General features: G+C 58.6%; 27 protein-coding genes and 1 pseudogene. 14 read left to right on the forward strand and 14 right to left on the reverse strand.

Annotated features, from left to right (window positions below):
- Window positions 1–5: 5 nt before the first annotated feature.
- Window positions 6–521 carry a hypothetical protein gene (locus NITLEN_RS03450; RefSeq protein WP_121988168.1) on the forward strand — a complete coding sequence of 172 codons (516 nt, stop codon included), beginning with the start codon at window positions 6–8 and terminating at the stop codon, window positions 519–521.
- A 323-nt stretch (window positions 522–844) separates the two neighbouring features.
- Complete coding sequence (locus NITLEN_RS18775) at window positions 845–1,228, forward strand: PilZ domain-containing protein (RefSeq protein WP_425464135.1); 384 nt, start codon at window positions 845–847, stop codon at window positions 1,226–1,228.
- A 506-nt stretch (window positions 1,229–1,734) separates the two neighbouring features.
- Here NITLEN_RS18775 and NITLEN_RS18005 read toward each other — a convergent pair.
- A complete protein-coding gene (locus NITLEN_RS18005; RefSeq protein WP_181416611.1) occupies window positions 1,735–1,995 on the reverse strand; it encodes a hypothetical protein in 261 nt (86 codons plus the stop codon).
- Between the two features lie 39 nt (window positions 1,996–2,034).
- Here NITLEN_RS18005 and NITLEN_RS03465 point away from each other — a divergent pair, with 39 nt between their 5' ends.
- The 5 genes from NITLEN_RS03465 to NITLEN_RS03485 all read left to right on the forward strand — a co-directional run bounded on the left by NITLEN_RS03465 (window position 2,035) and on the right by NITLEN_RS03485 (window position 8,039).
- A complete protein-coding gene (locus NITLEN_RS03465; protein ID WP_121988171.1) occupies window positions 2,035–2,433 on the forward strand; it encodes a PilZ domain-containing protein in 399 nt (132 codons plus the stop codon).
- A 14-nt stretch (window positions 2,434–2,447) separates the two neighbouring features.
- Complete coding sequence (locus NITLEN_RS03470; RefSeq protein ID WP_121988172.1) at window positions 2,448–2,879, forward strand: PilZ domain-containing protein; 432 nt, start codon at window positions 2,448–2,450, stop codon at window positions 2,877–2,879.
- Between the two features lie 85 nt (window positions 2,880–2,964).
- Complete coding sequence (locus NITLEN_RS03475; protein ID WP_121988173.1) at window positions 2,965–3,615, forward strand: TetR/AcrR family transcriptional regulator; 651 nt, start codon at window positions 2,965–2,967, stop codon at window positions 3,613–3,615.
- Window positions 3,612–4,841, forward strand: coding sequence for an efflux RND transporter periplasmic adaptor subunit (locus NITLEN_RS03480; protein WP_121988174.1), 1,230 nt, complete (start codon window positions 3,612–3,614; stop codon window positions 4,839–4,841). The genes NITLEN_RS03475 and NITLEN_RS03480 overlap by 4 nt, the downstream gene beginning before the upstream one ends.
- 9 nt (window positions 4,842–4,850) lie before the next feature.
- Entirely contained in the window at window positions 4,851–8,039 is a 3,189-nt protein-coding gene (locus tag NITLEN_RS03485; protein WP_121988175.1) for an efflux RND transporter permease subunit, read from the forward strand.
- 16 nt (window positions 8,040–8,055) lie between these two features.
- Here the strand turns inward: NITLEN_RS03485 and ylqF are convergent, their stop codons facing one another.
- From ylqF to speD, 3 genes and pseudogenes are all read right to left on the reverse strand, one after another.
- Entirely contained in the window at window positions 8,056–8,925 is an 870-nt protein-coding gene (ylqF, locus tag NITLEN_RS03490; protein WP_121988176.1) for a ribosome biogenesis GTPase YlqF, read from the reverse strand.
- A gap of 124 nt (window positions 8,926–9,049) precedes the next feature.
- Window positions 9,050–9,451 carry an SCP2 sterol-binding domain-containing protein gene (locus NITLEN_RS03495; RefSeq protein WP_146216081.1) on the reverse strand — a complete coding sequence of 134 codons (402 nt, stop codon included), beginning with the start codon at window positions 9,449–9,451 and terminating at the stop codon, window positions 9,050–9,052.
- A gap of 22 nt (window positions 9,452–9,473) precedes the next feature.
- A pseudogene (gene speD, locus NITLEN_RS03500) lies at window positions 9,474–9,818 on the reverse strand (S-adenosylmethionine decarboxylase); the annotation flags it as partial.
- Between the two features lie 275 nt (window positions 9,819–10,093).
- On the opposite strand from speD, the gene NITLEN_RS03505 reads away from it, so the two are divergent.
- Window positions 10,094–10,279 (forward strand): hypothetical protein, encoded by a 186-nt coding sequence (locus NITLEN_RS03505; protein ID WP_121988179.1) that lies wholly within the window; start codon window positions 10,094–10,096, stop codon window positions 10,277–10,279.
- A 129-nt stretch (window positions 10,280–10,408) separates the two neighbouring features.
- Window positions 10,409–12,337, forward strand: a complete 1,929-nt coding sequence (locus NITLEN_RS18780) for a patatin-like phospholipase family protein (RefSeq protein ID WP_219999375.1) — start codon at window positions 10,409–10,411, stop codon at window positions 12,335–12,337.
- A 10-nt stretch (window positions 12,338–12,347) separates the two neighbouring features.
- On the opposite strand, the gene NITLEN_RS03515 is transcribed toward NITLEN_RS18780, so the two are convergent.
- From NITLEN_RS03515 to NITLEN_RS03560, 10 genes are all read right to left on the reverse strand, one after another.
- A complete protein-coding gene (locus tag NITLEN_RS03515) occupies window positions 12,348–12,671 on the reverse strand; it encodes a PilZ domain-containing protein (RefSeq protein WP_181416612.1) in 324 nt (107 codons plus the stop codon).
- Window positions 12,672–12,741: 70 nt separating this feature from the next.
- Window positions 12,742–13,104, reverse strand: coding sequence for a DUF1499 domain-containing protein (locus NITLEN_RS03520; protein WP_121988181.1), 363 nt, complete (start codon window positions 13,102–13,104; stop codon window positions 12,742–12,744).
- Window positions 13,105–13,258: 154 nt separating this feature from the next.
- The gene (locus tag NITLEN_RS03525; RefSeq protein WP_121988182.1) at window positions 13,259–14,368 is read right to left on the reverse strand and encodes a DUF2914 domain-containing protein; all 1,110 of its coding nucleotides are present in this window, start codon (window positions 14,366–14,368) and stop codon (window positions 13,259–13,261) included.
- A gap of 193 nt (window positions 14,369–14,561) precedes the next feature.
- Window positions 14,562–15,623 carry a hypothetical protein gene (locus tag NITLEN_RS03530; RefSeq protein WP_121988183.1) on the reverse strand — a complete coding sequence of 354 codons (1,062 nt, stop codon included), beginning with the start codon at window positions 15,621–15,623 and terminating at the stop codon, window positions 14,562–14,564.
- A 30-nt stretch (window positions 15,624–15,653) separates the two neighbouring features.
- The gene (locus tag NITLEN_RS03535) at window positions 15,654–16,301 is read right to left on the reverse strand and encodes a hypothetical protein (protein WP_146216082.1); all 648 of its coding nucleotides are present in this window, start codon (window positions 16,299–16,301) and stop codon (window positions 15,654–15,656) included.
- Window positions 16,302–16,393: 92 nt separating this feature from the next.
- The gene (locus NITLEN_RS03540) at window positions 16,394–17,014 is read right to left on the reverse strand and encodes a hypothetical protein (protein WP_121988185.1); all 621 of its coding nucleotides are present in this window, start codon (window positions 17,012–17,014) and stop codon (window positions 16,394–16,396) included.
- A gap of 37 nt (window positions 17,015–17,051) precedes the next feature.
- Window positions 17,052–17,429: a hypothetical protein gene (locus NITLEN_RS03545; RefSeq protein ID WP_121988186.1), complete on the reverse strand. Its 378-nt coding sequence runs from the start codon at window positions 17,427–17,429 to the stop codon at window positions 17,052–17,054.
- 26 nt (window positions 17,430–17,455) lie between these two features.
- On the reverse strand, window positions 17,456–17,779 hold the full coding sequence (locus tag NITLEN_RS03550) for a hypothetical protein (RefSeq protein WP_146216083.1): 324 nt from the start codon (window positions 17,777–17,779) through the stop codon (window positions 17,456–17,458).
- Between the two features lie 8 nt (window positions 17,780–17,787).
- On the reverse strand, window positions 17,788–18,078 hold the full coding sequence (locus tag NITLEN_RS03555) for a hypothetical protein (protein WP_121988188.1): 291 nt from the start codon (window positions 18,076–18,078) through the stop codon (window positions 17,788–17,790).
- 88 nt (window positions 18,079–18,166) lie between these two features.
- Complete coding sequence (locus tag NITLEN_RS03560; RefSeq protein ID WP_121988553.1) at window positions 18,167–19,780, reverse strand: FG-GAP repeat protein; 1,614 nt, start codon at window positions 19,778–19,780, stop codon at window positions 18,167–18,169.
- Window positions 19,781–19,963: 183 nt separating this feature from the next.
- Between NITLEN_RS03560 and NITLEN_RS03565 the strand changes: the two genes are divergently transcribed.
- From NITLEN_RS03565 to NITLEN_RS03585, 5 genes are all read left to right on the forward strand, one after another.
- Window positions 19,964–20,854 carry a polyprenyl synthetase family protein gene (locus NITLEN_RS03565; RefSeq protein ID WP_121988189.1) on the forward strand — a complete coding sequence of 297 codons (891 nt, stop codon included), beginning with the start codon at window positions 19,964–19,966 and terminating at the stop codon, window positions 20,852–20,854.
- Between the two features lie 84 nt (window positions 20,855–20,938).
- A complete protein-coding gene (hpnA, locus tag NITLEN_RS03570; protein ID WP_121988190.1) occupies window positions 20,939–21,922 on the forward strand; it encodes a hopanoid-associated sugar epimerase in 984 nt (327 codons plus the stop codon).
- A gap of 12 nt (window positions 21,923–21,934) precedes the next feature.
- Complete coding sequence (locus tag NITLEN_RS03575) at window positions 21,935–22,747, forward strand: carotenoid biosynthesis protein (RefSeq protein ID WP_121988191.1); 813 nt, start codon at window positions 21,935–21,937, stop codon at window positions 22,745–22,747.
- A gap of 44 nt (window positions 22,748–22,791) precedes the next feature.
- On the forward strand, window positions 22,792–23,412 hold the full coding sequence (locus NITLEN_RS03580; protein ID WP_121988192.1) for a c-type cytochrome: 621 nt from the start codon (window positions 22,792–22,794) through the stop codon (window positions 23,410–23,412).
- A gap of 19 nt (window positions 23,413–23,431) precedes the next feature.
- Window positions 23,432–23,776, forward strand: a complete 345-nt coding sequence (locus NITLEN_RS03585) for a DUF5666 domain-containing protein (protein WP_146216084.1) — start codon at window positions 23,432–23,434, stop codon at window positions 23,774–23,776.
- The last annotated feature ends 34 nt before the right edge of the window (window positions 23,777–23,810 follow it).

The raw sequence follows: 23,810 nt of genomic DNA on the forward strand, positions 1-23,810 counted from the left end.
CCATCATGAACCGCTTCCCATTGTGCGTAGCCACCCTGCTGCTCGGACTTCTACTCCCATCAGGGCTGACGCTCGCCGTCCCGATTCTCAACGACCCCAACGGGTTTGAAGGGCTGCCCTGGGAGTCCACGCTGACGGAAGGCGATCAGTTCACCAAAGTCGAAGAGGCGGGACGGCTGCTCTCCTATGAGTTGAAAGCCGGGCACCCGACACTCGGAACGATTCCGGTCGAGGTGCTGCGCTACACCACCTTCGATGGAAAATTCGGCCGCGTGCTCGTCCGCTACCAAGGCAAAGATACGCACGAACAGATCCTAGCCTATCTGCAAACCCAATACGGTCCGCTCGATCGCACGCCGGGGCAGATTACGGTCGGCCCGATCCGCGTCTATGCCTGGCATGGGTTCGACACGGAAATTACGCTCCGGTACGAGTCTCGAATCGAGCGGGGGGTGATTTTTTTCGAAAGCCGCATCCTGCGAGAAAAACTCTCGGAAGGAAACTCAGGAACGGTATTCTGACAACAGTTTTCCACACCCCATACAGCAGGATTCCCACCGCCCGGACGCCGATGCCCTGCCGAGAACCGTAGCTCCACCCCAGATTCACCAATCGTTGGCTTTCCAATCCATTTTCATCCATAGTCGCCGATAGCGCCGAAGCGACTGGCATCCCTCATGCCCTCTGAAAGAGGGGGAATGCCCCCTCCCCCTTGGGTATGTCAAATGCGCCTCGCTCGCTATACAGTCAGACAACGAAACAGCCGACAAGGGTAGACGCATCGCCACATCGAACTTGCTTAGAGGCCTCTATGAAAAATCCATTCTCTGAATCACCGAAACAGATGCGGCCGGCCTATTCCAGCCTGGACAAACGCTATACCGAACGGCTCGCGATCAGCTGTCCCGTCCGATACAAAGGCGACATCCCCAGTCAACCGCACGCCGGACAGGGACTGACCAAAGATATCTCCCTATCGGGATGCAAAATCATCAGCGATCACCCAGTCACTCGGGGCACCCTCCTCAGTCTTACAATCGACCTTCCCGACGGGGGAAGACCACTGTCCCTCACCTCCGCACATGTCGTCTGGGTATCAGGGTGCCAGTTCTCCGTTCGGTTCATGCAGGTTTCACAAGACCAACGGAAACGGCTACAAACATATATCTGGAAAAACATCTCGCATACGACTGTTCACAACCAACGGCCCCGATTCAGACTAGTCTAAAAGCCCAACGATACTGCGGCTTCGCAAGGCCCCGGCGGTGATTTCACCGCCGGGGCCTTTGCACATCAGGAACGGGCAAGGCCCTGTCAAAATGACTCCTCCGGATCATGCCCAGCCGGTCAGGTTCCCCTCCATAATCTTCATATTCCGTCCATACCCGCAGATCTGATGCGAAGTAGCGCCAACCCCGACACGGCTGGCCAATATAGCCCCCCCTTCAGCATGACCCCATCACCCCCCGCCTAGGGGGCTGTCAAACCGCCTACCTCGGGGTAGGGTTACATCAACAGGATAACGCCAACGGCCCGCGAGAGGCCGGAAGGGAACCAGCCAGTGGAACAGGCAACGATAGGCACTGGGCACGGGAACAGAAAGAGAGACTTTGTACAATGAGTTGGTGGAAATCAGACTCGGCAACCCTATCTTCAACACCTTCGAAAACGGCCCTTGCTGGAGCGGAGCGACGGCGGGATCCGCGGATCGGCGGGACCTTCAAGGTGCGGTATTCAGGCGCGGACGGCCAAAAGATTGTGATGGGATACGCGACCATCGTTGACCTTTGCCGCCATGGGTTCGGCCTCACGGGCGCCAGGGGACTCAAACAGGGGATGGAACTCGCCCTCTTTCTCGAACTGCCCGAGGCTGAACGCCCGCTCTGCATCCCCCAAGTTCGAGTCCTTTGGATGAATGGCCAGCGCTGCGGCATGCAGCTGCCCGCTCAGAAAATAGGAACGATGGATTGGATGGATGCCTTCCTGGACTGTCACTAGACCGAACCGCCCATCACGGCGTGAAAGGATCAGGCGATGAAACCACAACCAGCTCTGAAAACACCGGGATTTTTCAATAGCCTCGCGGGGGAACGACGGGAGATCGACCGCATTCCCCTCTCGTTTAGCCTGATGTATTCGGGGTCGCATGAAACCGACGCCATCATGGGCAATGGGACGGTCGTCGATATGTCGCGGGAAGGACTGGGAGTTCGCGGCACGCAACCGGTCACGGTCGACATGGAACTCACCCTCTTTCTCGCGCTGCCCGACAAGCAAGACCCGCTCTTTGTCATTCAGGCCCAAGTCGCGTGGGTTACTGAACACCGGTTCGGTCTGCGGCGCAAGCAACAGAGTCCGGCCGCCTCAGAACATCGCCTACAGCGGTTTCTCCGGTCATTTTTTCACACGACTCGCCCCAGCGGGAAAGCCTAACAGGAGCACCCACGATGTCTTCCGTCACTGCACAACAGCCTCGCCAATCACGAGCAGATCAACGACAAACCTATCGCATCACCGTGACCAGACGCCTTCAGTTTGCGCAGCGGCACACGACGAGCCGGATCGGCAAGGCCATTTTGCTCGATCTCTCCGACTCCGGATGCTGTCTCGAAAGCAAAAATAGTCTCACGGTGGGAGAGAGGCTGGCCCTAATCCTCGCGCTGCCGCAGCCCGTGCTGATTACGGATGCGCAGGTCGTGTGGGGCGACGGATCCCGATACGGGCTGAGCTTTGCACGTGTGAGCCCGCTTGAACGTTCACGCCTTCGCCGGTTTCTCTGGAAACATCTCCCCGATGCCGCCATGAGCGATCTCCTCCCGCTCTTTGCCACGGTCGAAGAACCACACCATTCGCACACACGGCTGCAAATACTCAGATAACGACTCCATCAATTCGAGCCATTGCTTGTCTTCCCTGTTCTGCCCATGCTAGCTTTTGGTGAGTATCCACTCACTCGTCGGGATTATGACGCGGACCATCCAGCGATCCAGACAATCCAGCCAGGAACGCCAGGCGAGCCTGATCCAGGCCGCCACGACACTGTTTGCCCAAAAAGGCTTCAACGGCACGACCACGAAAGAAATCGCCAGAGCCGCCGGCGTCAGCGAAGCCCTGGTCTTCAAACACTTTCCGACCAAACGCGCGCTCTATACCGCCATCCTCGCGGGAAAAGTCACGGTCAGCGAACTCCTCAGCACGATCGAAGCGGCCGCCAAGCAACAGGAAGACCGGCGCGTATTCACCTTAATCGCCGGCTACCGGATTCGCCCCAAGGCCGACGCCACCTTCCTGCGGCTCCTGCTGTTCAGCGCGCTGGAAGGGCACGAACTGTCCGACATGTTTTTCGGCAAGCACCACAAAGTCTTCTACGACCATCTAGCGGCCTACATTCACACGCGGGTAAAGGACGGCGCCTTTCGCCGAGTCGATCCCCTCTTGGCCGCCCGCGCGTTTATCGGGATGGTCGTGCATCATCGCCTGCTGCACGAAATCTTCGGCATCCCCATGGATCGGTCCTATGATGATACGGTCTCCACGTATGTCGACCTCTTTCTCCACGGGCTCGTGGCGGCGCCTGCGCCCCGCCGCACCAAGAAGGGAAGGACCCGGGCATGAAGTCGGTACAGCAACGCCCCTTCGTCATTCTCGGTGTGATCATTGTCTTCGCCGTCGCCGCTCTGGTGGTCTTCCGTTTGAGCAGCGGTGCCAAAACCGACAGCAAGAAGACTCGCGTCATCACGGTGGGGACTACCACCCCGTTGAAACAGGATCTCCCCATCCGTCTGGCCTACACCGCCGACATTATTCCCAACCAGGTGGTGAACCTCTTTTCCCGCGTCGATGGCTACATCGCCAAAATTCACGTGGACAAGGGGGACCATGTCAAAGCCAATCAATTGCTGATCGAGATCGACCACACGGACTATCTGCATGCCGTCAATCAGGCCAAGGCCAACCTCGCGGCGGCCAAAGCCAAGGTCGCACAACAACACGCGGCCGTTCGCAATGCGACGCTGACGCTCGACCGGATGCAGGCCCTCATTAAGGATCAGTTTGTGTCGCAACAAGACTTGGATACCGCCCAAGTCAACTTCGACGGCGCCTCCGCCGCCCTGGAATCCTTGCAGGCCCAGGTCAAGCAGATGGACGTGGCGCTCGCCCAGGCGGACACGAACCTCGCGTACTCCTATGTCCGCGCACCCTTTGCCGGCTATGTCGCCGAACGCAACCTCGACCCGGGCGCCAACGTCACCAGCGCCATCGCCAGCACCTCGACGAACTCGCGTGGCATCCTGAGCCTGCATGAGATCGAGACCGTGCGGATTTTGATCGAAGTCGTCGAAAAAGATATTCCGCTCATCCACATCGGGCAGAAAGCAGAGGTGCGCGCCGAAGCCTATCCCGATCGCGTGTTTGACGGAACCGTCACCCGCATTGTGCAGGCACTCAATCGCGCCACGCGCACCATGACCGTCGAGATCGATCTCTCCAACAAGGACCGGGCGCTGAAAGGCGGCATGTTCGCGCGCGTTGAGGCCCTGGTGGGCACCCACCCACAGGCGGTACAAATCCCGATCGACGCCGTCAGCCGATTGGAAGACGTGCAGTATGTCTACATCGTGCGGGACGGCACCGCCCAACGCGTCAATGTCGAGATCGGCGCCCGCGAGAAGAATCGCGTGGAAATCACCAAGGGCTTGAACGGCAGCGAACAGGTCATCGTCTCGGGCAAAGACCTCGTGCACGACGGCACCCCCGTTCAAGCGCAAGCCCTTGCACCCAATGTGTCGACCGAACCCCCTGCGCCAACGCCGGCTTCACCCGCCCCGGCCAAAGGATAGATCCGCACTATGTGGCTGACGCTCCTGGCACTCAGGAATCGCATCGGCATCTTGATGTTGTCGCTCGCGATGGTGGTACTGGGCGTCACCTCGCTGGAACGGCTCCCCGTCGATCTCTTCCCCAACATCCAGGTTCCGGTTGCCTTCGTCGGGGTCATCTATAAAGGCGCCCCGCCGCTCGACATCGAGCAAAGCGTCGTCTACCCCATCGAAAAAGCCGTCAGCTCAGCCTCCAACGTGGAGCACGTCGAATCCTTTTCGAAGCAAGGCATCGGGGCGGTCCAGATTTGGTTCAACTGGGGCGCCGACATCAACGTCGGCCAGATGGAGGTGATGCAACGCATCACCCAAATTCTGAACAGTTTGCCGCCTGGCATCCTGCAACCTTTTATCGTGAAGTTCGACGTCTCCAATATCCCAGTGTCGTACGTCACCGTCGCCAGTGACGATCTGGACGAACGGGCGCTCTACGACCTGGCCTACAACACGATCGCGCCGCAGATCGAGCAGATCGCCAACGTCGCCGCCGCCACGGTGGAAGGCGGCAAGATCCGCCAGATCAACATCAACCTGGATCCCGCCCTGCTCAACGCGCGCGGGCTGTCGATCCTCGACGTCGTGAAATCCGTCAAAGCGGCCAATCTGATCTTGCCGTCAGGCGACTTGAAGGCCGGCAATCTCGACTACAACGTCTTCACCAACAATCAATTCAAGACCGTCGATCCGATTCAAGACGTCATCGTCAAAGTGAATCAGCAGGGCAACCCGGTCCGCGTCCGCGATGTCGGAACCGTGACCGACTCCTCCGACATCCAGACCAATATCGTCCGCACCGACGGCACCAGAGCCGTGTACCTGCGCGTGAACAAGCAACCCATCGCCAACACCGTGGGGGTCGTGGACGCCCTGCGCGCCGCACTTCCCAAGATGATCGGCATTCCGCCCGGCGTGAAACTCGGCATCTCCTTCGATCAGTCGGTCTATATTCGCCAATCCATTCAGAACCTGATCGAGCAGGCCCTGCACGGATCTCTGCTCGCGGCCGCCGTCATTCTGATTTTCCTGCGCAATCTGACGAGCACCCTGATCATTTCCGTGTCGATTCCCCTGTCGATCCTGGTGACCTTCATCGTGCTCTACTTCACCGGTCAGACGCTGAACGTCTTTACGCTGGGAGGCCTCGCCCTAGGCATCGGCCGGCTCGTCGACGACTCGATCGTGGAATTGGAAAACATTCAACGGCATCTCAATACGACGCCGCGCCGCTGGGATGCGATCCTGGAAGCCGCCCGCGAAGTCGCCATGCCGATCTTTGCCTCGACGGTCACGACGGTCGTCGTCTTCTTGCCCATGTTCTTCGTCGTCGGCATCGCCCGGCTCTTGCTGATTCCGCTGACCGTCACCATCGCCATCGCCCTCTTCACGTCGTTCTTCATCTCACGCACCGTCACCCCGGCGCTCTGCTATAAGTTTCTGAAGCCCGAGCAGGAAGCGCACCGGTCGATGCCGGGCTGGTTCGTGCGGCTCATGGACTGGAGCCGGGAGCGGTACGAATCCTTGGACCGGCGTTACGAAGACTCGCTGCGTTGGGTGCTCGCGCACCGGCGCCTCTTCATCGCCGCCGTCGTCTTACTCTTCATCGGGTCCCTCATGCTGCTCCCGATGATCGGCACAGAATTCCTGCCGGTCTCAGACGAAAGCCAGTTCCGCATCGTCCTGCGCGCACCGGTCGGTCAGCGAGTGGAAAAGACGGAACAGCAAGTCGCCGAAGTCGAACGGGTGCTCAGAGAAAATATTCCGCCCGACGAACTGGACACGATGGTCTCCAGCACCGGCGTCCTCGCTCAAGGCCGCTCATCCCTTTTCAATCCCAATACCGGCCCGCACACCTCCGTCATCTCCGTCTACCTCACCCCGCCGGACAAACGGAAGCGGAACCAGGTGCAAGTCATGAACGACGTGCGGCCGAAGATCATCACACTCTTCCCCGGCGTCGCCATGTTCTTCGATCCGGGTGGACTCGTGAAGCGAGTGACCAGCTTCGGCTCGCAGAAGTCGATCGACGTCGAAATTTACGGATACGATTTTGAAAAAGCGCGCGGCGTGATCCGCCAGGTCGAAGAGGCCATGCACAAGATACCGGGGATCGCCGACATCGAAGTCAGCCGGGAAGAGAACTACCCGGAGATCAACGTGGTGGTGGACCGGGAAAAAGCCGCGCTGCTCGGCATCAGCGAGACCGACGTGGCCAACGCCGTGTTGTTCTCTCTTAACGGAAACGGCCAGACCGATCCGATCATCTACACCGACCCACAGAACGGGAATGAGTACTACATCAGCGCCTGGCTGGCCGAAGAGCACCGCAAAGACCTGACTGACCTGGAAAATATTTTACTCACGACGAAGGCGGGAGAGCCGGTGCTGCTCAAGAACGTAGCCGCGCTGAAACTGAATGCCGGACCGGTGAAGATCGACCGGAAATATTTCCAGCGCGTCGTCCACATAACCGCCAACCCCACCACGCGCCCGCTAGGCGCCATTGCCGAAGACCTGGAAGCGGCCTTTGCCACCTTCCAACTACCGACCGGCTTCACCATCAAGCTGGCGGGACAGATTCAGCAGCAGCGGGAGACCTTCCAAGGCCTACAGTTCGCCACCGTCCTCTCGTTGGCGCTGGTCTATATGGTGATGGCCGCGCAGTTCAAATCGTTGATCGACCCGTTCATCATCATGTTCTCGGTGCCGATGGGGTTCCCCGGCGTGATCCTGATCCTCTTCCTGACCAACACCACGCTCTCGACGACCTCGATGATGGGCATCATCATGATGCTCGGAATCGTCGTCTCGAACGGCGTGCTCCTCGTCGATTATACGAACGTCCTGCGCCGCAAAGGCCATTCGCTGGCGGATGCGGTCATCACGGCCTCGCGCACGCGATTGCGCCCAATCCTGATGACCTCGCTCGCGACCGTCTTCGGCCTACTCCCGATGGCCATCGGCTGGGGCACCGGCGGAGAAACCAACGCGCCGCTCGCACGATCCGTTGTCGGAGGGCTCAGCGTCTCAACGTTGCTGACCCTCTTCCTCGTGCCGACCATGTATATGATGTTTGAAGAGTGGCACCCGAGAAAATTCGAGAAGGAGCAGCAGCCCACGGCTCCGCTCGCACCGGCCAGCCCGCTTCCAGCGCTGGAGTAGCATCCACACGGCCCCCTCAGGCTGGTTCAGCCTGAGCCACATCCTTTATTTCCGGAATTTCCAAACTGGCGCGGCCGAGCGTGCCGTCGCGGTAGTCGGCTAAGAGAATCCTGGCCGCCTTGTCCCGATCCAAAGCCCCGCCACTTCCGGCCAACAGACAGCCGCGTTTTCTGGCGATGGCTTCAATCACCCTCGCGCTCGTCAGTCCTTCTACCGCAAAGCCATAACGGGCAGTCAACCTGGCGGGATAGCGCGCGAGCAATTTCCCGGCAAGAAATTCGGCGACGGTTTCATCGTCCACGACGGTGTGTCCGACGGCATTGATGGTCGCCAACAGCAACCCCACCTCAGGATCCTTGATCGTCCCCCACAACAAGCCGGGCGAGTCGATGATGGCCATCTGGTCATTCAGCTTGTGGCGCTGTTGGACTTTGGTCACCGCCGGTTCATCCCCGACGCGGGCGATGCGCCGCTTGAGGAGCGCGTTCATTAAGGTCGACTTGCCGACATTGGGGACGCCCATGATCAGCATGCGCAGCGGCTTCACAATACTGTTGCGATGGGGCGCGATCTGCTGACACAGCCGGGGGATCTTGGCGGCGTCGCCCGCCCCCTTGCACGACAGGGCCACGGCCGTGACCCCTTCTTGTTGGTTGTACCGTTCGAGCCACGCCTTCGTCACCGCCGGATCCGCGAGATCGGCCTTGTTCAGGACCTTGAGGCACGGGCGCTGCCGGGGCAACCGCAGCTCTTCGATCAATGGATTGCAACTGGCCTGGGGAACGCGCGCATCCAGCACCTCGACAATCACATCGATCGCTTCCATCGTCTTGGCCGCTTCTTTGCGCGCCGCATTCATGTGACCGGGGAACCACTGTATGGACATGCGATCGTCTTTCTGACTTAGAGGATAGAGGGCCCAGCGTCGCAGAGAGGGGCAAGAGCCGTCAAGCACCGGCTCGGTCCATCCAGTGGTCGCGGCAAAACGATGGCGAACAGCTGAAGAGGAATCAGGACCCGAGGGTAGGAAACAGCGATTTGAGCTGCATCGCCAGGCCCATGTCTCCACTCACACGGAGGCGGCCGGTCATGACGCTGGCCGGAACATTGAGCTTGCCATTAAGCAGCTTCAGGCAATCCTCCCCCGCCATGGAGATGGTCACCTGCGGATCGGCATGCGCCCCCGGCTGCACCGTACAGGCTCCATCCTTTACCTGCACGGAATACTGCCCGCCCTGGGCGCCGCTCAGATCAAATTGATAGACGACCGTCACATCTTCGGCGGCATCCCGATCCAGCGAAGCCGGAAGCAACTGGAAAAATTCGCCGATGGTGGTGGGCTTCATGAAATGGATCGACAGGATGATGGAGGTGACGGCAATGGGAGCCACCGATCGGTGGCCCCCACGCACAGGTCATTCAACAATGATCTCGCTAGTACCGAAGCGTGACCGTCGCCATGCTCCGGCGCGCGCCGAAGAACTCCTTCGAGAAGGATTCGACGACGGCGGGGTCATACCCCTTACAACTGAAAATATCGAGATAGGCGTTGTTGGTGTCGTTGGCAAAATGGCCGCCGATCAACGATGTCGAGATCAGCTGCACCATGGAGTAGCCGGCCACACGACCTTCGCCGAAATTCACGACCTGGCACTCGCCAAAACGCTTCATCCCGATGAGCTCACAGAGCTCAACGACGTAGCGCTTGATGTGGTCAGCATCACGGATGAGGTCGGGATTGCAATCTTGGAGATCGACGGCGGTGCAGAGGCCCCATGCCTTGCCGGGTCCTACCATGTCTTGCACGGGTAGCGAAGCGGCGACAGGGGTGCTCGTTGGTAAGATTGACGACTCGGATCCAGCCGAGATGCTCATGGGTAGAGACCTTTCTGTTAAAGAGTAAATGGGGCCCGCGTGCGGCGTATTTTTTCGCACTATACCATGAAGTTTTTTCAGTGAGACGCGGCGCGAAAACTTTTTTTTAGCTCGGGCCACTCGGCGGTTTCCAAGCCGGTTGACAAGGTTCCCGCCCCTCGGTGACAATGCGCCCCACTATGAGCACTCCATCGACGCCGACCACCTCCGCAGCCACGCTCCCAGACCGGCTCTGCACCTGGTGCAAGGTGCCGATGAAGAAACGGTTGGTCGGCGGCGCGCAGTTCGTTCACTACACCTGCCCGAAGTGCGTCTTCCAGCACACGACCCGGTTGGGCCCGAAGATCCAAACGCCGGCGCATTAAGCTCCCTCTCGGTTGCTGCCTCCCAAAGCTTAAGCGGAATCACTCGCCCTCTTTCTTCACTTCCTGGATTCCGCTACAGTGCCGCCTGTGATCACCCACTCGCACCAACGGCGCCGCGCTCGGTGGCTCTTGGCAAGCCTTCTCCTCGGCCTCACGTTTTCCGCCTGCCAGACGGTTCCGACCAAGACGTATGACATCCGCCAACGGGCATTCCTCTATCAACCCGGAACACTCGTTCAGGATTATCAGGAGGAGTACGCCTACATCGAACAACGGCGGAACACCGTGGCCAAGGGCGAGTCCAACCGCGTGGCCGACCATGTGCCGACGGTGAAGACAATCCCCCCGCATCTCACCGGTCTGGCCTTCTCCGGCGGCGGCATTCGCTCCGCCACCTTCCATCTGGGGGTGCTGCAATCCCTCCATGACATGCAGCGGCTGCCGCAGATCGACTACCTGAGCACGGTCTCTGGCGGATCCTACATCGCCGGCTGGATGCTCGCGCATTTGGGCCAGGAGCAGGATGACGTCTACGGGAACCTCGTCCAGACAATGGATCAAGGGAAGCTTCTCGATCCCCATCAGGACTTCATCGCCCATCTGCGGCACCATTCCGGCTTTATAAAAGAGGGCGGATTTTGGGAAGGGCCGAAGCTCATGTGGGGCTATCTGTGGCGGCTGATCCCCTACTACATGTGGGATATGATTCTCCACATAAAGACCCCGCCGGAGATCGGCAACGAACTGCACCTGTTTACGCCCTATGAAGACCGGATCCAACTCACGTACCTACGCGGGAAACACGAAACGCCGCTCGTTCGGCTGAATCGCAAAGACGCCGACGCACCCTACCTCATCATCAACGGCAATCTGGTCAATCGCGGCAGGCCGCGCGCCTATGAAGGCGAATCGAACCGTCCCTACCGGGACAACTACAACTTCGAGTTCACGCGCGACTACACCGGCTCCGACGGCCTGGGCTACATCCAGACTGCCGGCTTCGGTCTGCCCGTGGTCGAAGCCCAGACCGAAGACGGGAAGCCGGCCTGGTTCAACCCACGGAAAGTCGTCGTCGAGGACCTGACCGAAGGCACCTGCCATAAGCCGCGCGCCGAACGCATCCGCGCCGATGCCTGCATACGCCTCTCCCAAGCCATGACCGCCTCCGGTGCAGGGTTGGATCTGGACAGCCTGGTCGAAGAATGGTACCGGAACGATGTCGCGCGCGTGCTGCTTCGGTTCGGCACCGCCCCCTTCAACATCAACAACGAATTTCAGACCTGGAACTACGCCCGCCGGTTCAATACCCCCGTCACCACCGTCTGGGACTATTTCCTGATGATGACCGTTCAACGGATCTGGCCGGATACGAAAAGCCGGTGGATCGAGATCACCGACGGATCGTTCTATGACAACCTCGGCGTGCAGACCCTCTTGCGCCGCCAGGTCAGCCACATCATCGTCGGCGATGCCACGCTGGACACCACCTGGCAATACGACTACCTGCACAATTTACAGAAACGGATGAAGAGCTACTTTGGCGAAGGCGTCGAATGGTGCGGCGAGATTCCGGAGGAGCACGAGATCGTCTGGTATCGGCGCTTCTGGATCAAACGCCCTGACGGCACCCCGACCGTCATTCACTACCTGAAGCCGTACGCCTACAACCCCACCCTGTTCAAAAAGAACCCGTCATTGGCTGCGCCAGGAAAAATCTTCGTCAGCGCCGATCCGGAAAGCGGCCGCCCGTTGGCCGACGCGCCACTCGCAAGCCCGCCGACGAATCCAACCCACCTGGACGGAAACCGGCTGCTCGCGATGATCGGCGACAACCAGGCCCGCGAGCGGGCACACCTGGCCATGAAGAAGGTGGCGAAGATCGTCGAGGCGCCCGAGGGAAAAGAGTTTCCTCAGACCAGTACGGTGTTTCAATGGTATGAGCTGGAAGAATTCGAAGCCTACCGGCACCTGGGCTATCTGATGGGCTGGGCCTATTTGTCGACGCTGGAATTGTCCGACACGGAACTCACCCCCGCGGCGGCCTGCCGCACGTTGTAGGGCTTAGTCTCTAGCGGCGGGAAAAACTATTCTGCATATGATCGTCAAGGATATGGGCCAGGCGCTCACGATCCTCCGGGCTGATCGACGAGATCGCCGCGCCGAACTTCGGGGACCGCACATGGATAACCTGCAACCCACACGACAGCGTGTTCCCCTGCTCAAGATCGATCACGAGCTGGAGCGCATCCCCGTGCTTCACAAACAGGCGGCTCTCAATCTTCACACCGGTTTCGCTGACATCCAAAATCTTGCACGGCACCGAGAGCGACCCTCGCTGCAAGCGCCCGGCACGGCTGACATCGACACGCGAGCCTTTTCGTTTGAATCCCATACCTGTAGCCCTCCTGCCCTTGGAGCATAGCAAGCGGCCGGGCAACGCCCAAGAACATTTCCGAAACGCGCTAGAGCTTGTCGCCGACGAGCGACCGGATCTCTTCCATTCGCTTCCGGTTGACGCCGAGATCGCCATAGCCGACGCGTGAGGCGGAGCGGAAGTGGATGGTCTTGGTCGTGTCGTCGAAGAGGAACTCTACATCATCGACAAAGCGGAGCAACAGGCTGGTGAATTCGTAGTGCAGGTAGGACTCATCTTCCTCAACGAGCTTCGTGCGGGACATCGCCTGAACGATGGTCTTCAATGCCTCCTTCGCCTCCGCCCGCGACTTGCGATAGCGGAACGGTGCAATGGCATGGCCTTCGTCCGTAGCTTGGGTAGAAACACAGTTAGGACTTGAGGGGCAGGGAGGAAGAGCTCGAGTACTCATGACATGCTGACTCTACGCTCTTGAGAAATCTCTCGCAACCGGATCTTGACAATAAGCGCAGCATTCGGAGAAACTACATTCTGGACGCCCTTCTCGGCCTGCCGGCCTTCCCCGTCCCGTTCTCCCAGTAACTTGAGCCCGCTCAGGCATTTCATCAATACGACAGGGTCTTCCGTGCGGTCGGCTGTTCGCTCTGTTGTTCGACACGGACGGACACCCGGCCGACGATACGGCCGTCTTCTGTTTCTACATCCACGCGCCAGTCGCCAGGATCGAGGCGCTGTTTGAACGAGTAGGCCCGATAGCCGCCGTCGCGTCCGCCTGAAATCTTGATGGGAATCCTGTCGGCATGAGTGAAGGAGTGGCTGCTGTCCGAACGAAAGTACCAATGGTGATAGACCGTCGTGTTCAGCGCCACCGGCGCGAACACGGCGGTGAAGCAGTAGATCGGCTCATCGGCAGGGAACGGATTTTCTGACCGTTTCCAGACTTCGTACCATTTCCGATCATAGGTCAAAAGAAAGTGATCGCCCTGCCGCTGCACCTCGCGATAGATGCCGCCGAACTTCATTGAGAGCGGCACCGGCGGAATCCAGTTCAGAAAATAGAAGCCGACCAGCAGAGCGATCAGCCCGAACGCCGGAGCCGTCACGCCGACGGCTTCGCGCCTGGAGCGATCCGGATTGTTGCGATAGATCAAATGGACGACCCGAAAGGTGACCAGTACGGTCAATCCAGCGCCAGCGAGAAACACGACCAGGTTCATCAGCCCGGTCATGACCGGGAGAAAGAACGTGAAAAAAGCTAAACACACCAGGGCATAGAGACTGATCAACAGGCGCAAACTCGACAGGCGATCGCGCAGAAACTCGTTCCCGACCAGCACTAGAATCAACAGGGCAAAGAAGATCGCGCTGCTCGTCAGGGTCGCGCTGCGGGAATAGAAGATCGCGTAGGCGCTGAACAATCCGCCCAAAAGAAACTGCACCGCCATTGGGTAATAGGGTCTGGCATGAAGCACCCAGCGGGCAAATGGCGAGAGCACGGCCAAGTGCTCTCGATCCGGCGGCGGCTCAATCCCCAACCGTCCGGTCAGCACAATGAGCACGCCCAGCAGCAACAAATAGATCAACAGCAACAAATTGTCCTGCAGCCGGTCGATGCGCGTGAGGGTGAGGGTGTCGTACGAAACGCCGGAGAGAAAAAACACCGCCGGCATGAAGGGCTTGGTCAGGAGAGATTGGACTTTCGCGAGCGGGCTCATGCCCACACTGTGCGAAATCAGACGGGTTTCTTCAATAGAAAATTGGTTCTTGAGGAGCAGCTTGATCGAGGTTGCTCAAACCGGCTGTCCAGCAAGGCCGCAACGAGCAGGACCCCGAGGCGTACTCTCCGCCGGTACGCCGCAGGGGAACTGCGAAGTGAGAACGCCGCTGGCAGCCGGTTTCAGCAACCTGTTAGACGAAGGCGGGAAGCGGAGCATACATCATCGGGTACCCGATCAGACGCTCCAACCATGGCCCCATGGCTTCTTCCTTGAGCGGAGCCCGGTTCAGCCGAGCCTCGATCTGGAATTGTCCGTTCAATCCGACGATGCCGATGATCGCCGAGGCATCGTCCCCTTCGGGCAAGACCGCCTGCGTCTGAAACTCACAGAGAGTGGCATACAAGCGCCCATCCGGCTGGATCGCCTCCAAGACTTCCGGCAGCTCGTCCAAAGGACAGTGGACCGAACAGCGATAGGCAAAGCGAGCCCCCGGTTCAATCGCGGCAAAATCTGCCAGCGCCTCTTCTGAAAATCCCGTCAGGTACGTCCGCACGCCGGCCGGTTCCTGCGCAAACGTGGCTGCCAGCTTGCTGGCCGGCACCAGGAACTCAAAGGAGTCGGTCGTGTTGTACTCGAATTGGCAGGGGCCGAAGGCGTCGGGCCAGGAACAGAAAAAGGGGGTCGCAGGATCGGCCGGACGCAGGATGACCTGATCCTTCTCGATCAATGTTTCGATGGGAAGATCCAGAATGGTGATGGCGTCGAGAAAGGCCGCCCGCCGTTCGTCCAGCCATTCCGTGCGGTCGCCGTCCGCGCGCGTTTCCCCCGGCGTGATCACTTCTGTCGTCTGCAGGCGGATGCGCAGGAAAGAATGGGCGTGACGGAACCCCAGCCAGAACATGCTGCGTGACTCATGCCGTCGCAACGGCTCGCGAATCCGCCAGGGGTGGCTCACCGAACAATAGGCGCCGACATCCTGGTAGCGTTGAAAGACGGTATGGTAGGCGCCGGCCAGCAAGAAGAAATCGCCCCGCCAGCCCTCGCGCACATGCACGAGCGTGACGTCTTCCGTGGCCCATGGGTCGAGCTGATCGAATTCGTCGGGCGCGGACACGGTCCACTCCTCGACGTAACAGATCACATCTTGCGCGGGCACCGCCGGCTTGAGGCCTAACGCCGCCAGCCGTTCTCCGACCGCCAGGACCTGGCTGAACGTCAACGGAGTCGTCGTTTCCCAGCGCCGCTCACGCACTCTTCGAAGTCTCCCGCGCCACCGCCGCGTTTAATGCGCCGGCCGTAACGCCCGGTCCGTAACCATCGTATCCGCGACAAACCGGTCAATGCCGTCTTTCAAAGTCGCCGCCAATAATTCCTGCGCATCGCCCTCAGCGAACCAGAAGACCGTGGTCCGTTGCGCGCCCTCGACGCTTCGAATCGTCGTGCTGTTGTCCCCTACATTCCGCGCTCGAACACTGAACTTGTTGCTGGCATTGATCACGGTCGAAAACACCCGGCTCTTGGCCGTGACGAAGAATTCCGACACCTGGCCGCTGATAACAATGTCGGCATCCGGCACATCCGCACTCCGGCCGACTTGCACTTTCCAGGGGCGCCCGCGCCAGCCGCGATTCTTCAGACGATCCGCCAGGGCCTGGGCAATGACTTCTCCCGGACGTTCTCCCGCGACATTAAATACCGTCGCGCCGCCCCAGAGATGCGTCCGCTGTCCCACCCGCGTCTTATCGTCGCGACGATCTTCAAACGGTTCAATCACAATCTTAACTGGCTCTTGTTCGGGAGACGGCGCGGCAGCCGTCGGCGTCCGGACGTCGAGATAGCGCGTCTCTCCCTTCCCCACACATCCGGCCATCACGGCCAGGACTCCAACCAGACTCACTCCCACCACCTGTCGCAGCATCATTGATTTCACGGATGCCTCCTCACGCTATACATATGTTGCGCCGACACTAGCCCAGTCTACCCAAGTTGGCACCCGGAGACAATTCCCGGAGCACCGGCCCCTCACGCGGTCACAATGGGCAGCATCGCCCGAAAGGTCTCCCGGCTCAACTCCGAAAGCAATCCGGCTTGCAGCCGGGGATCGGTCATCGGCACGAACCGCACGATCTTGATGAACCGACGTTCGGCCAACACCGACGCGATCTGTGCCTTGCGATCGTGCGTGATCGGCAGGGTATAGCCCTCCCCCCGCTTCCACTCCCACAATGTCGGGGCCAGTGACAGTTCCAATTCCTGCCCCGCCACCTGATGAAACCGATCGACAATGTGCTTTTTATACTGCTTGATGCCGTCCCCTTCGAGTATCAACGCGCAAGCCAGATGATGGCCCCACCAGAACAGCGTCCGGAAGGCAAACTTGTTGCCCCCATCGAAATGTTTAGGATAATCGAGATACTGGTAGGGAAAGAATTCGAGCTGTTCGCCTTTGACAAACTGATGCGCGCGAGCATTGAACCCCGGCGGCGTGATTAGACTGATCCGGCCTAACTCTTCCGTCAGTCCTGCATAGGTCGCATCAAGCTGGGCCCGTACTTTGGCCGAGATCCGCTCTTTCTTGCGAAAGAATTGCGCATCGGCCACAAGAGCGGCCTCTTCATCGGTCAACGAGAGCGGGAGAGTCATGCGTAGAGATCGCGGCAGAGCGGTGAATAGTGATGGGTTACTTCTGACGCATTTCAAACTGCGAGACCGCCAGAGCATAGTGGCACCGGCAGTCAGCGCAACGGATCAGCACGCGGTCTTCAAAAACATCCATCTCACGCAGCGACAACGCTGGACGATGGCCGGCAATACAACTCGCCAACTGCGTCAGCCCCTCGGGATCACCGGTCACAGGCGGAGTCGGAGCCTCACTCTGACTTTGCGAGGCCGACGCCTGAGCGATGACAGTGTCACACTGCAAATGATGCGCGGACCGGCAGGAGCTACACAGCAGTACCACTGTGCGATCATCGGCAATCCGTTTTACCGTCAGACATAACGGATGGACCGACCAGCATTGCTGAAGAAACGCGCCGCTTCGAATGACCTGAGCCATTGTCTATCCTCTGCAGAACACGCCTGCTAGAACTTCCACAAGACGAACATCACGAGAATACCGACCAGATAGGGGATCACACAGGAATAGAGCAACACGGACTTCGCCCGCTCCGGTGACACCTGGCGCGCGAGCTGTTCCTTGTAGACAAACTCGTAGGAGAGAATCAGCACAGTCAACGTCAGCGCCAGCGTCCGGCTCGTCCGCGGCCAGGTATAGGCTCCGCTGATGACGAAATTGGCGGTAAAGAACCCCGCGAAAACCAAGACCAGCGGGGCCAGTACCAACCGGATCGCTTCAGAAAAGAAAGTATGCCACTCGGGACGGGACGGCGCTTGATTCGAAGGCAAGTTGGAGGTCACGACCCGACGGCAGCCGGAGTCTCGTCCTTCGCGGGCGAAGGAGAGGGGGTGCCCTCTTGAGCCGCGCGGCAAGTCTTACACACGCGCGGGCGGGCTTTCAAAAACGACACTTTGCCGCTGGCGAGACAGCTGTAGTGGACAAATTCATCGCAGAGGGCGCAACGGGACCAGCCGCCGGTGAAGAAGGTCTTGTTCCGGTAGAGCCCTTCGTTACAGACCTTGCAGTTCCGGGGTTCGATCCCCAGCAACATCGGCTCCCAATCTCCGCCGCCTTTTCGAATGCTCATAGTGGTGGAAGTATAGCGAAGCGGTCCAAATAAATACAAGCAGGAGGCAATCTCTCAAACTGGCTTAGGAAATATAGAGCTTCTGCCTTTATCGAAACTGAAAGACATAGGCCGCGCCGCTCTGAGGGGAAGAATTATCGGCTTGATTGCCATTTATTCCGAATGCCGCACTAGCTTCGAGCGGTGCGCCAGCTACAAGAGTGTTGCCACTCAAAGCCAGAGATGAACCGAACATGTCGATTCCGGTAACAGAAGCTTTGACATATGCCTGTTGACTCCACGCCACACCATTACGTGTGAAGGTATATACAGCTCCGGTGTTAACCGCGGTATCATCGGACTGATTTCCATTTACTCCAGTCGTGGTACTGGCCTCCCCAAATGCCCCTACAACGACCCAATTGCCATCAAGTGCCACAGTTGAACCGAATGCATCAGCTCCGCTGGAGTTAGATGCCTTCAAGTACGCCTGCTGAGCCCATACATTTCCAACTCGTGTGAACACATAAGCCGCCCCACTATTATGAGCCGTGTTGTCCGCTTGATTCGAATTTACACCATCCGCAGAACTAGCCTCAGCCGAAGCACCTACGACAAGAGTATCCCCGTTTATCCCAACCGCTCCACCAAACCCATCACCCGCGTCAGTATTCGATGCCTTTAGATAAGCCTGTTGACTCCAAATCCCAGAATTCCTTGTAAAGACATATGCAGCACCGCTATTTGGAGCAGAATTGTCTGATTGATTTCCATTTACTCCCACAGCCGCGCTAGCTTCTCCCTGCGCACCCACCACTAACATATCTCCACTCATGGCCACGGCATGACCAAACCGACCACCCGTATTCGCATTAGAGGCCTTGATATACGCCTGCTGAGTCCAAGCACCTCCCGTTCTCGTAAATACGTACACCGCTCCACTATCGATTGCCATATTGTCGGCTTCATTCCCATTTACTCCAACCGCTGCACTATCCTCAGTCACTGCCCCAACTGCAATCGTATCCCCACTAATTGCTACATCCCAACCAAATGCATCATCCGCTTCGGTATTGAAGGCTTTTAAATAAGCCTGTTGAGTCCATGCACCATTCACTCGCGTGAACACATACACCGCACCACTCCCCGAAGCTGAATTATCTGCCTGGCCACCATTCACTCCTGTTGAAGCACTATCCTCAGCTACAGCACCAACCACCAAAGTATCCCCGCTAAGCGCGATTGAAGAACCAAAGTGATCATTTCCCTCTGTATTGGAAGCCTTAAGATAAGCCTGCTGCAACCAGCCTCCAGCCTCTCTCGTAAACACGTAAACAGCTCCACTAAGTGGCGCCGAATTATCTGTTTGATTCCCGTTGATACCAGTCGCTGAACTCCCTTCGAGAACTGCTGCCACAGCAAGGGTGTCACCGCTTACAGCAACCTTGTATCCAAATCTATCCGCCACACCAGTATTCGACGCTTTGAGATATCCCTCTTGCACGAGCTGGGCAACAACTTGCTGGGGAGTCTGACGATCAGGGCCTGGGCAAGCACCAACGCTAAGTCCGGCAAGGATAATGAAAATGGTTTTTAGCAGCCGGGAGACGCTAGGAATATTGACCTGCGGACTACCGTGATCAGCTTTCATCATTCCTCCAACACACTTTTTGCATTGCTTACTATTCTCAGTATACGAAATAGATTTCACTTCAGCACGCATTACTTGCCACGCAAGCACCGTACTCTATCCAGCTGGCTAAGCTTCCTAGAAAGCTCCCTTCATCTATCAGGCTATGACATGCCGAATCACAAAACTGTACGGCCGCCCGTTTGACACCCCCTAGGCCATTTGTTACTCTCCGAAAAAATCACAGCCGGTCTCGACAACCCTCTTTTTATCTCCATGAACATTAAGGACTATCTCGAACAAAAGCGGATTGCAGTCGATCGCTTCTTGGATGACGTGAGCCCCCCGGCCTCGACGCCGCCGACGACGTTGCACGAGAGCATGCGCTACAGCCTCATGGCGGGAGGCAAGCGAGTGCGGCCGATCCTGACGATTGCCACAGCAGAAGCCTTAGGAACGACCCCTCCGGGATTGATGGCCGTCGCCTGCTCCCTAGAGTTCATCCATACCTATTCGCTCATTCATGACGACTTGCCCTCGATGGACAACGACGATTTCCGCCGCGGGAAGCCGACGAACCACAAGGTCTACGGCGAAGCCATGGCAATCCTGGCCGGCGACGCCTTGCTGACCATGGCCTTCGATCTCTGCAGCCGGCCTGATCTGATGAAGGGCTGCGATCCGGTGCGACAAGTCCGTTTGATTCAAGAGCTGGCCTACGGGTCCGGCAACGCGGGTATGGTCGGCGGCCAAGTCTTCGACATTCAGGCGGAAAATAAAGACATCGATCTGCCAACGCTGCAAAACATTCACAAGCACAAGACCGGCATGTTGATGCGCGCAGCTGTGCGGATGGGTGCAATCGCCGCCGGAGCGACCGATCGGCAGCTCGACGACATGACGGGTTACGCCGAGGATATCGGCCTGGCCTTCCAAATCGCCGACGATGTTTTGAACGTGACCGGGACGCGCGAAGAACTTGGCAAGAATCCCAACACGGACGCCGAGCGCGGCAAGAAAACCTATCCAACATTCTACGGTGTGGACGGGGCCAAGAAGCTGGCCGACGACTGCGTCACACGCGCGATCAGCCGTTTGTCGTCATTCGGTCCGTCGGCCGATCCGCTCCGCGAGATCGCGCGCTACATTACGTCCCGAAAAAACTGAGAACTGATAGCCTATGGCTGATGGCACAGACATCGGGCCCGCATTCTTTGCTATTAGCACTCCGCAACCAGTTCCCTCGGCATCATGAAAGCTCTCGTCACAGGCGCAACCGGGTTCGTCGGCGCGGCGGTAGTCCGCGCCTTGATCAAGGCGGGCGTCGAGGTCCGCGTGCTGGCCCGCCGCGACAGCGACTTCTCCAACCTGCAACAGTTTAAGATCGACGGCGCCTACGGCGACCTACGTGACAAGGAGTCTCTGCGCAAAGCCCTCACTGGCTGCCAACAGCTGTACCACGTCGCCGCGCACTATGCCCTCTGGGCCCGCAATCCGGCCATCTTCTATGATGTGAATGTGACCGGCACGAAAAATCTGCTGGAAGCCGCGCGGGATGTCGGGACCGAGCGCATCGTCTACTGTAGCACCATCGGAGCAATCGGGTTACCACCAGATGGCGGCCTCGGCACCGAAGAAACACCGGTATCGCTCGAACAAATGGCCGGCCACTACAAGCGGTCAAAGTATCTGGCCGAGCAGGAAGTCCTGAAGCTGGCGAAACAGGGGCTGCCAGTGGTGATCGTCAATCCCAGCGCGCCCGTCGGCGAAGGTGATGTAAAACCGACCCCCACCGGGCAGATGATTGTCGAGTTTATGAAAGGCCGCATGCCGGCCTATATTGAAACGGGCATGAACATCGTCGATGTCGACGATGTGGCCGCCGGCCATCTCCTGGCCATGCAAAAAGGCCGCATCGGCGAACGCTATATCCTCGGCACGAAGAATCTGATGTTGCGGGACATCTTTGAAATCTTGAGCCGGCTCACCGGCGTCACAATGCCGTCAGTGAAGCTCCCGCGGGAACTTATCTTGCCCCTCGCCTATTTAAACTTGGCCTTTTCCTGGGTGACCGGTATTCCTCCGCGCATTCCACTGGAAGGAGTGAAGATGGCCAAGTACAAGATGCACTACGATTGCAGCAAAGCCATCCGCGAACTCGGCATCCCGCAAACACCGCCGGATGTCGCGCTCGAAAAAGCAGTGCGTTGGTTCCGCGACCACAAGTACGCTTGAGGCCCCGCCACCGTGGAGTACATCACCCTCTTTTTCAAAACCATCCTCTTCCGCCCCTACGTCTTCGTCTTTCTGGCGGCCTTTCTTTTTACCGCAATTCAATTGATCGGCTGGCCGCGCACCTGGCGCTTCTGGTTGATCAGTTGGGCCACGGCCTTCGTCTGCGAATACTCCTCGACGCGCAACGGCATCCCCTTCGGTTGGTATCACTACAACGGCTCAACGATCGGACAGGAACTATACTTTTCCAACATCCCGTTTATGGATTCGATCTCGTTCAGCTTTCTGCTCTACGCCGCCTATTGCGTGGCGCTCTGCCTGTTGCTGCCGATTGATCGCACCGAGACCTCCCCCCTTCCGCTCAGATCGCTCCGCTTCGATCTGACGGCGCGCACGAACTGGCGCCTGTGGCTCCTGACGGCCGGCCTGTTCGCCTTCATTGATATGGTCATCGATCCGGTTGCACTCCGCGGTGATCGCTGGTTCCTCGGCAAGATCTACTATTACCCCGACCCCGGCTGGCATTTCGGCATTCCCTTCGCCAACTATGTCGGATGGGCCGTCGTCGGGCTGATTTCTCTCGCCATCTACTTTCCGCTCGACCGCCGACTCCCCGTGCTGCAGGCCCGCCCTTCAGACGACACGACGCTCAAAATCCTACTGGGCGTCGGCCTCTACTACGGAGTCTTGCTCTTCAACCTCGCCATGACCTTCTGGATCGGCGAATCCTTCATGGCTCTGAGCGGCCTCCTCATGCATGTGCCGGTGCTCGTGCTGCTCGCCTCTCGCGTATACGTGGCGACACAGCGCCCTCTCGCGTTGTAGCAATTGGCAATTCTTCCACAATCTTTGTATAGTGATTTACGCGTATGAAAGCCAAATTCATCGGGACAGTCGTTATCCTGATTGTGGGCGCACTGGCGTTACTAGGCTGGTTCGGCTATCAATCCTTCACGACCGGATTCAGCGCCAAAGCCGAACCGAATGCCCTTGAAGTGTTGATGGCCCGGCAGGTCCGCTACCTGGCGATCCCTCTTGAGCAGCGCAACAAGCCGAATCCTGTGCCGGTCACCCCGGACGTGCTGCAAGATGGCTTGGCGCATTTTGCCGATCACTGTGCCACCTGCCACGCGAACGACGGCAGCGGCCAAACCCCCATCGGCAAGAATGTGTATCCCAAGGCGCCGGATATGCGCGAGGCACCGACCCAAACGATGTCGGATGGCGAACTCTTCTGGGTGATCCACAACGGCATTCGTTTTACCGCGATGCCGGCCTGGGGCGAAGGCGACCCGGAGCAGGATTTAGACAGCTGGAAGCTCGTGCACTTCATTCGTCATCTGCCCAAACTCACGCCCCAGGAGTTGGAAACCATGAAGTCGCTGAATCCGAAGTCCAAACATGCGGCGGACGAGGAAGCGGCGTTCGATCAATTCCTGCAGGGCGATGACTCGGTTGCCGCACCCGCAGAATCCGGTCATCATCATTAATATCTTCGATAAGGAGCTGATGCCTACCATGATTCAACACCTCGTATTGGCCTTCGCGCTCGTGTTCGCCTCCTCCGCCGCCTGGGCTCATGGCTCGGGCCAGCATGTGCTGGGCACCGTCACCGTGATCGACGGCACCCATATCGAAGTCAAGACTCCCAAGGGGAAAGTGGTCTCGGTAACGCTGACCACGCAAACCAAGTTCAAGGCCAAGGGCAATCCGTCGTCAACCGAGCCGCCGTCTGTCGGTGACCGCGTGGTGATCGAAGCGACGAAGGATAAAAAGGCATTGACGGCCACCGAGGTGCATTACTCCGCGGCAAAGAAGGCCGCCGCCGCACCGCAAGCGCCTGCGGTGCCATAGAGGGTCCGTCCAACATGGAGAGAGTACAGATATC

This window comes from Nitrospira lenta, from assembly GCF_900403705.1.
GTDB lineage: Bacteria > Nitrospirota > Nitrospiria > Nitrospirales > Nitrospiraceae > Nitrospira_D > Nitrospira_D lenta.

What these genes read in the sequence shown, in the direction of transcription:
- NITLEN_RS03545 (WP_121988186.1), bottom strand. Translation starts at nt 17,429, where the DNA reads ATGGCTCAGGTCATTCGAAGCGGCGCGTTTCTTCAGCAATGCTGGTCG.
- NITLEN_RS03520 (WP_121988181.1), bottom strand. Translation starts at nt 13,104, where the DNA reads ATGAGTACTCGAGCTCTTCCTCCCTGCCCCTCAAGTCCTAACTGTGTT.
- NITLEN_RS03465 (WP_121988171.1), top strand. Translation starts at nt 2,035, where the DNA reads ATGAAACCACAACCAGCTCTGAAAACACCGGGATTTTTCAATAGCCTC.
- hpnA (WP_121988190.1), top strand. Translation starts at nt 20,939, where the DNA reads ATGAAAGCTCTCGTCACAGGCGCAACCGGGTTCGTCGGCGCGGCGGTA.
- NITLEN_RS03555 (WP_121988188.1), bottom strand. Translation starts at nt 18,078, where the DNA reads ATGAGCATTCGAAAAGGCGGCGGAGATTGGGAGCCGATGTTGCTGGGG.
- NITLEN_RS03485 (WP_121988175.1), top strand. Translation starts at nt 4,851, where the DNA reads ATGTGGCTGACGCTCCTGGCACTCAGGAATCGCATCGGCATCTTGATG.
- NITLEN_RS03525 (WP_121988182.1), bottom strand. Translation starts at nt 14,368, where the DNA reads ATGAGCCCGCTCGCGAAAGTCCAATCTCTCCTGACCAAGCCCTTCATG.
- NITLEN_RS03450 (WP_121988168.1), top strand. Translation starts at nt 6, where the DNA reads ATGAACCGCTTCCCATTGTGCGTAGCCACCCTGCTGCTCGGACTTCTA.
- NITLEN_RS03475 (WP_121988173.1), top strand. Translation starts at nt 2,965, where the DNA reads ATGACGCGGACCATCCAGCGATCCAGACAATCCAGCCAGGAACGCCAG.
- NITLEN_RS03470 (WP_121988172.1), top strand. Translation starts at nt 2,448, where the DNA reads ATGTCTTCCGTCACTGCACAACAGCCTCGCCAATCACGAGCAGATCAA.
- NITLEN_RS03480 (WP_121988174.1), top strand. Translation starts at nt 3,612, where the DNA reads ATGAAGTCGGTACAGCAACGCCCCTTCGTCATTCTCGGTGTGATCATT.
- NITLEN_RS03580 (WP_121988192.1), top strand. Translation starts at nt 22,792, where the DNA reads ATGAAAGCCAAATTCATCGGGACAGTCGTTATCCTGATTGTGGGCGCA.
- NITLEN_RS18775 (WP_425464135.1), top strand. Translation starts at nt 845, where the DNA reads ATGCGGCCGGCCTATTCCAGCCTGGACAAACGCTATACCGAACGGCTC.
- NITLEN_RS03515 (WP_181416612.1), bottom strand. Translation starts at nt 12,671, where the DNA reads ATGGGATTCAAACGAAAAGGCTCGCGTGTCGATGTCAGCCGTGCCGGG.
- NITLEN_RS03505 (WP_121988179.1), top strand. Translation starts at nt 10,094, where the DNA reads ATGAGCACTCCATCGACGCCGACCACCTCCGCAGCCACGCTCCCAGAC.
- ylqF (WP_121988176.1), bottom strand. Translation starts at nt 8,925, where the DNA reads ATGTCCATACAGTGGTTCCCCGGTCACATGAATGCGGCGCGCAAAGAA.
- NITLEN_RS03540 (WP_121988185.1), bottom strand. Translation starts at nt 17,014, where the DNA reads ATGACTCTCCCGCTCTCGTTGACCGATGAAGAGGCCGCTCTTGTGGCC.
- NITLEN_RS03585 (WP_146216084.1), top strand. Translation starts at nt 23,432, where the DNA reads ATGCCTACCATGATTCAACACCTCGTATTGGCCTTCGCGCTCGTGTTC.
- NITLEN_RS03565 (WP_121988189.1), top strand. Translation starts at nt 19,964, where the DNA reads ATGAACATTAAGGACTATCTCGAACAAAAGCGGATTGCAGTCGATCGC.
- NITLEN_RS03560 (WP_121988553.1), bottom strand. Translation starts at nt 19,780, where the DNA reads ATGCGTGCTGAAGTGAAATCTATTTCGTATACTGAGAATAGTAAGCAA.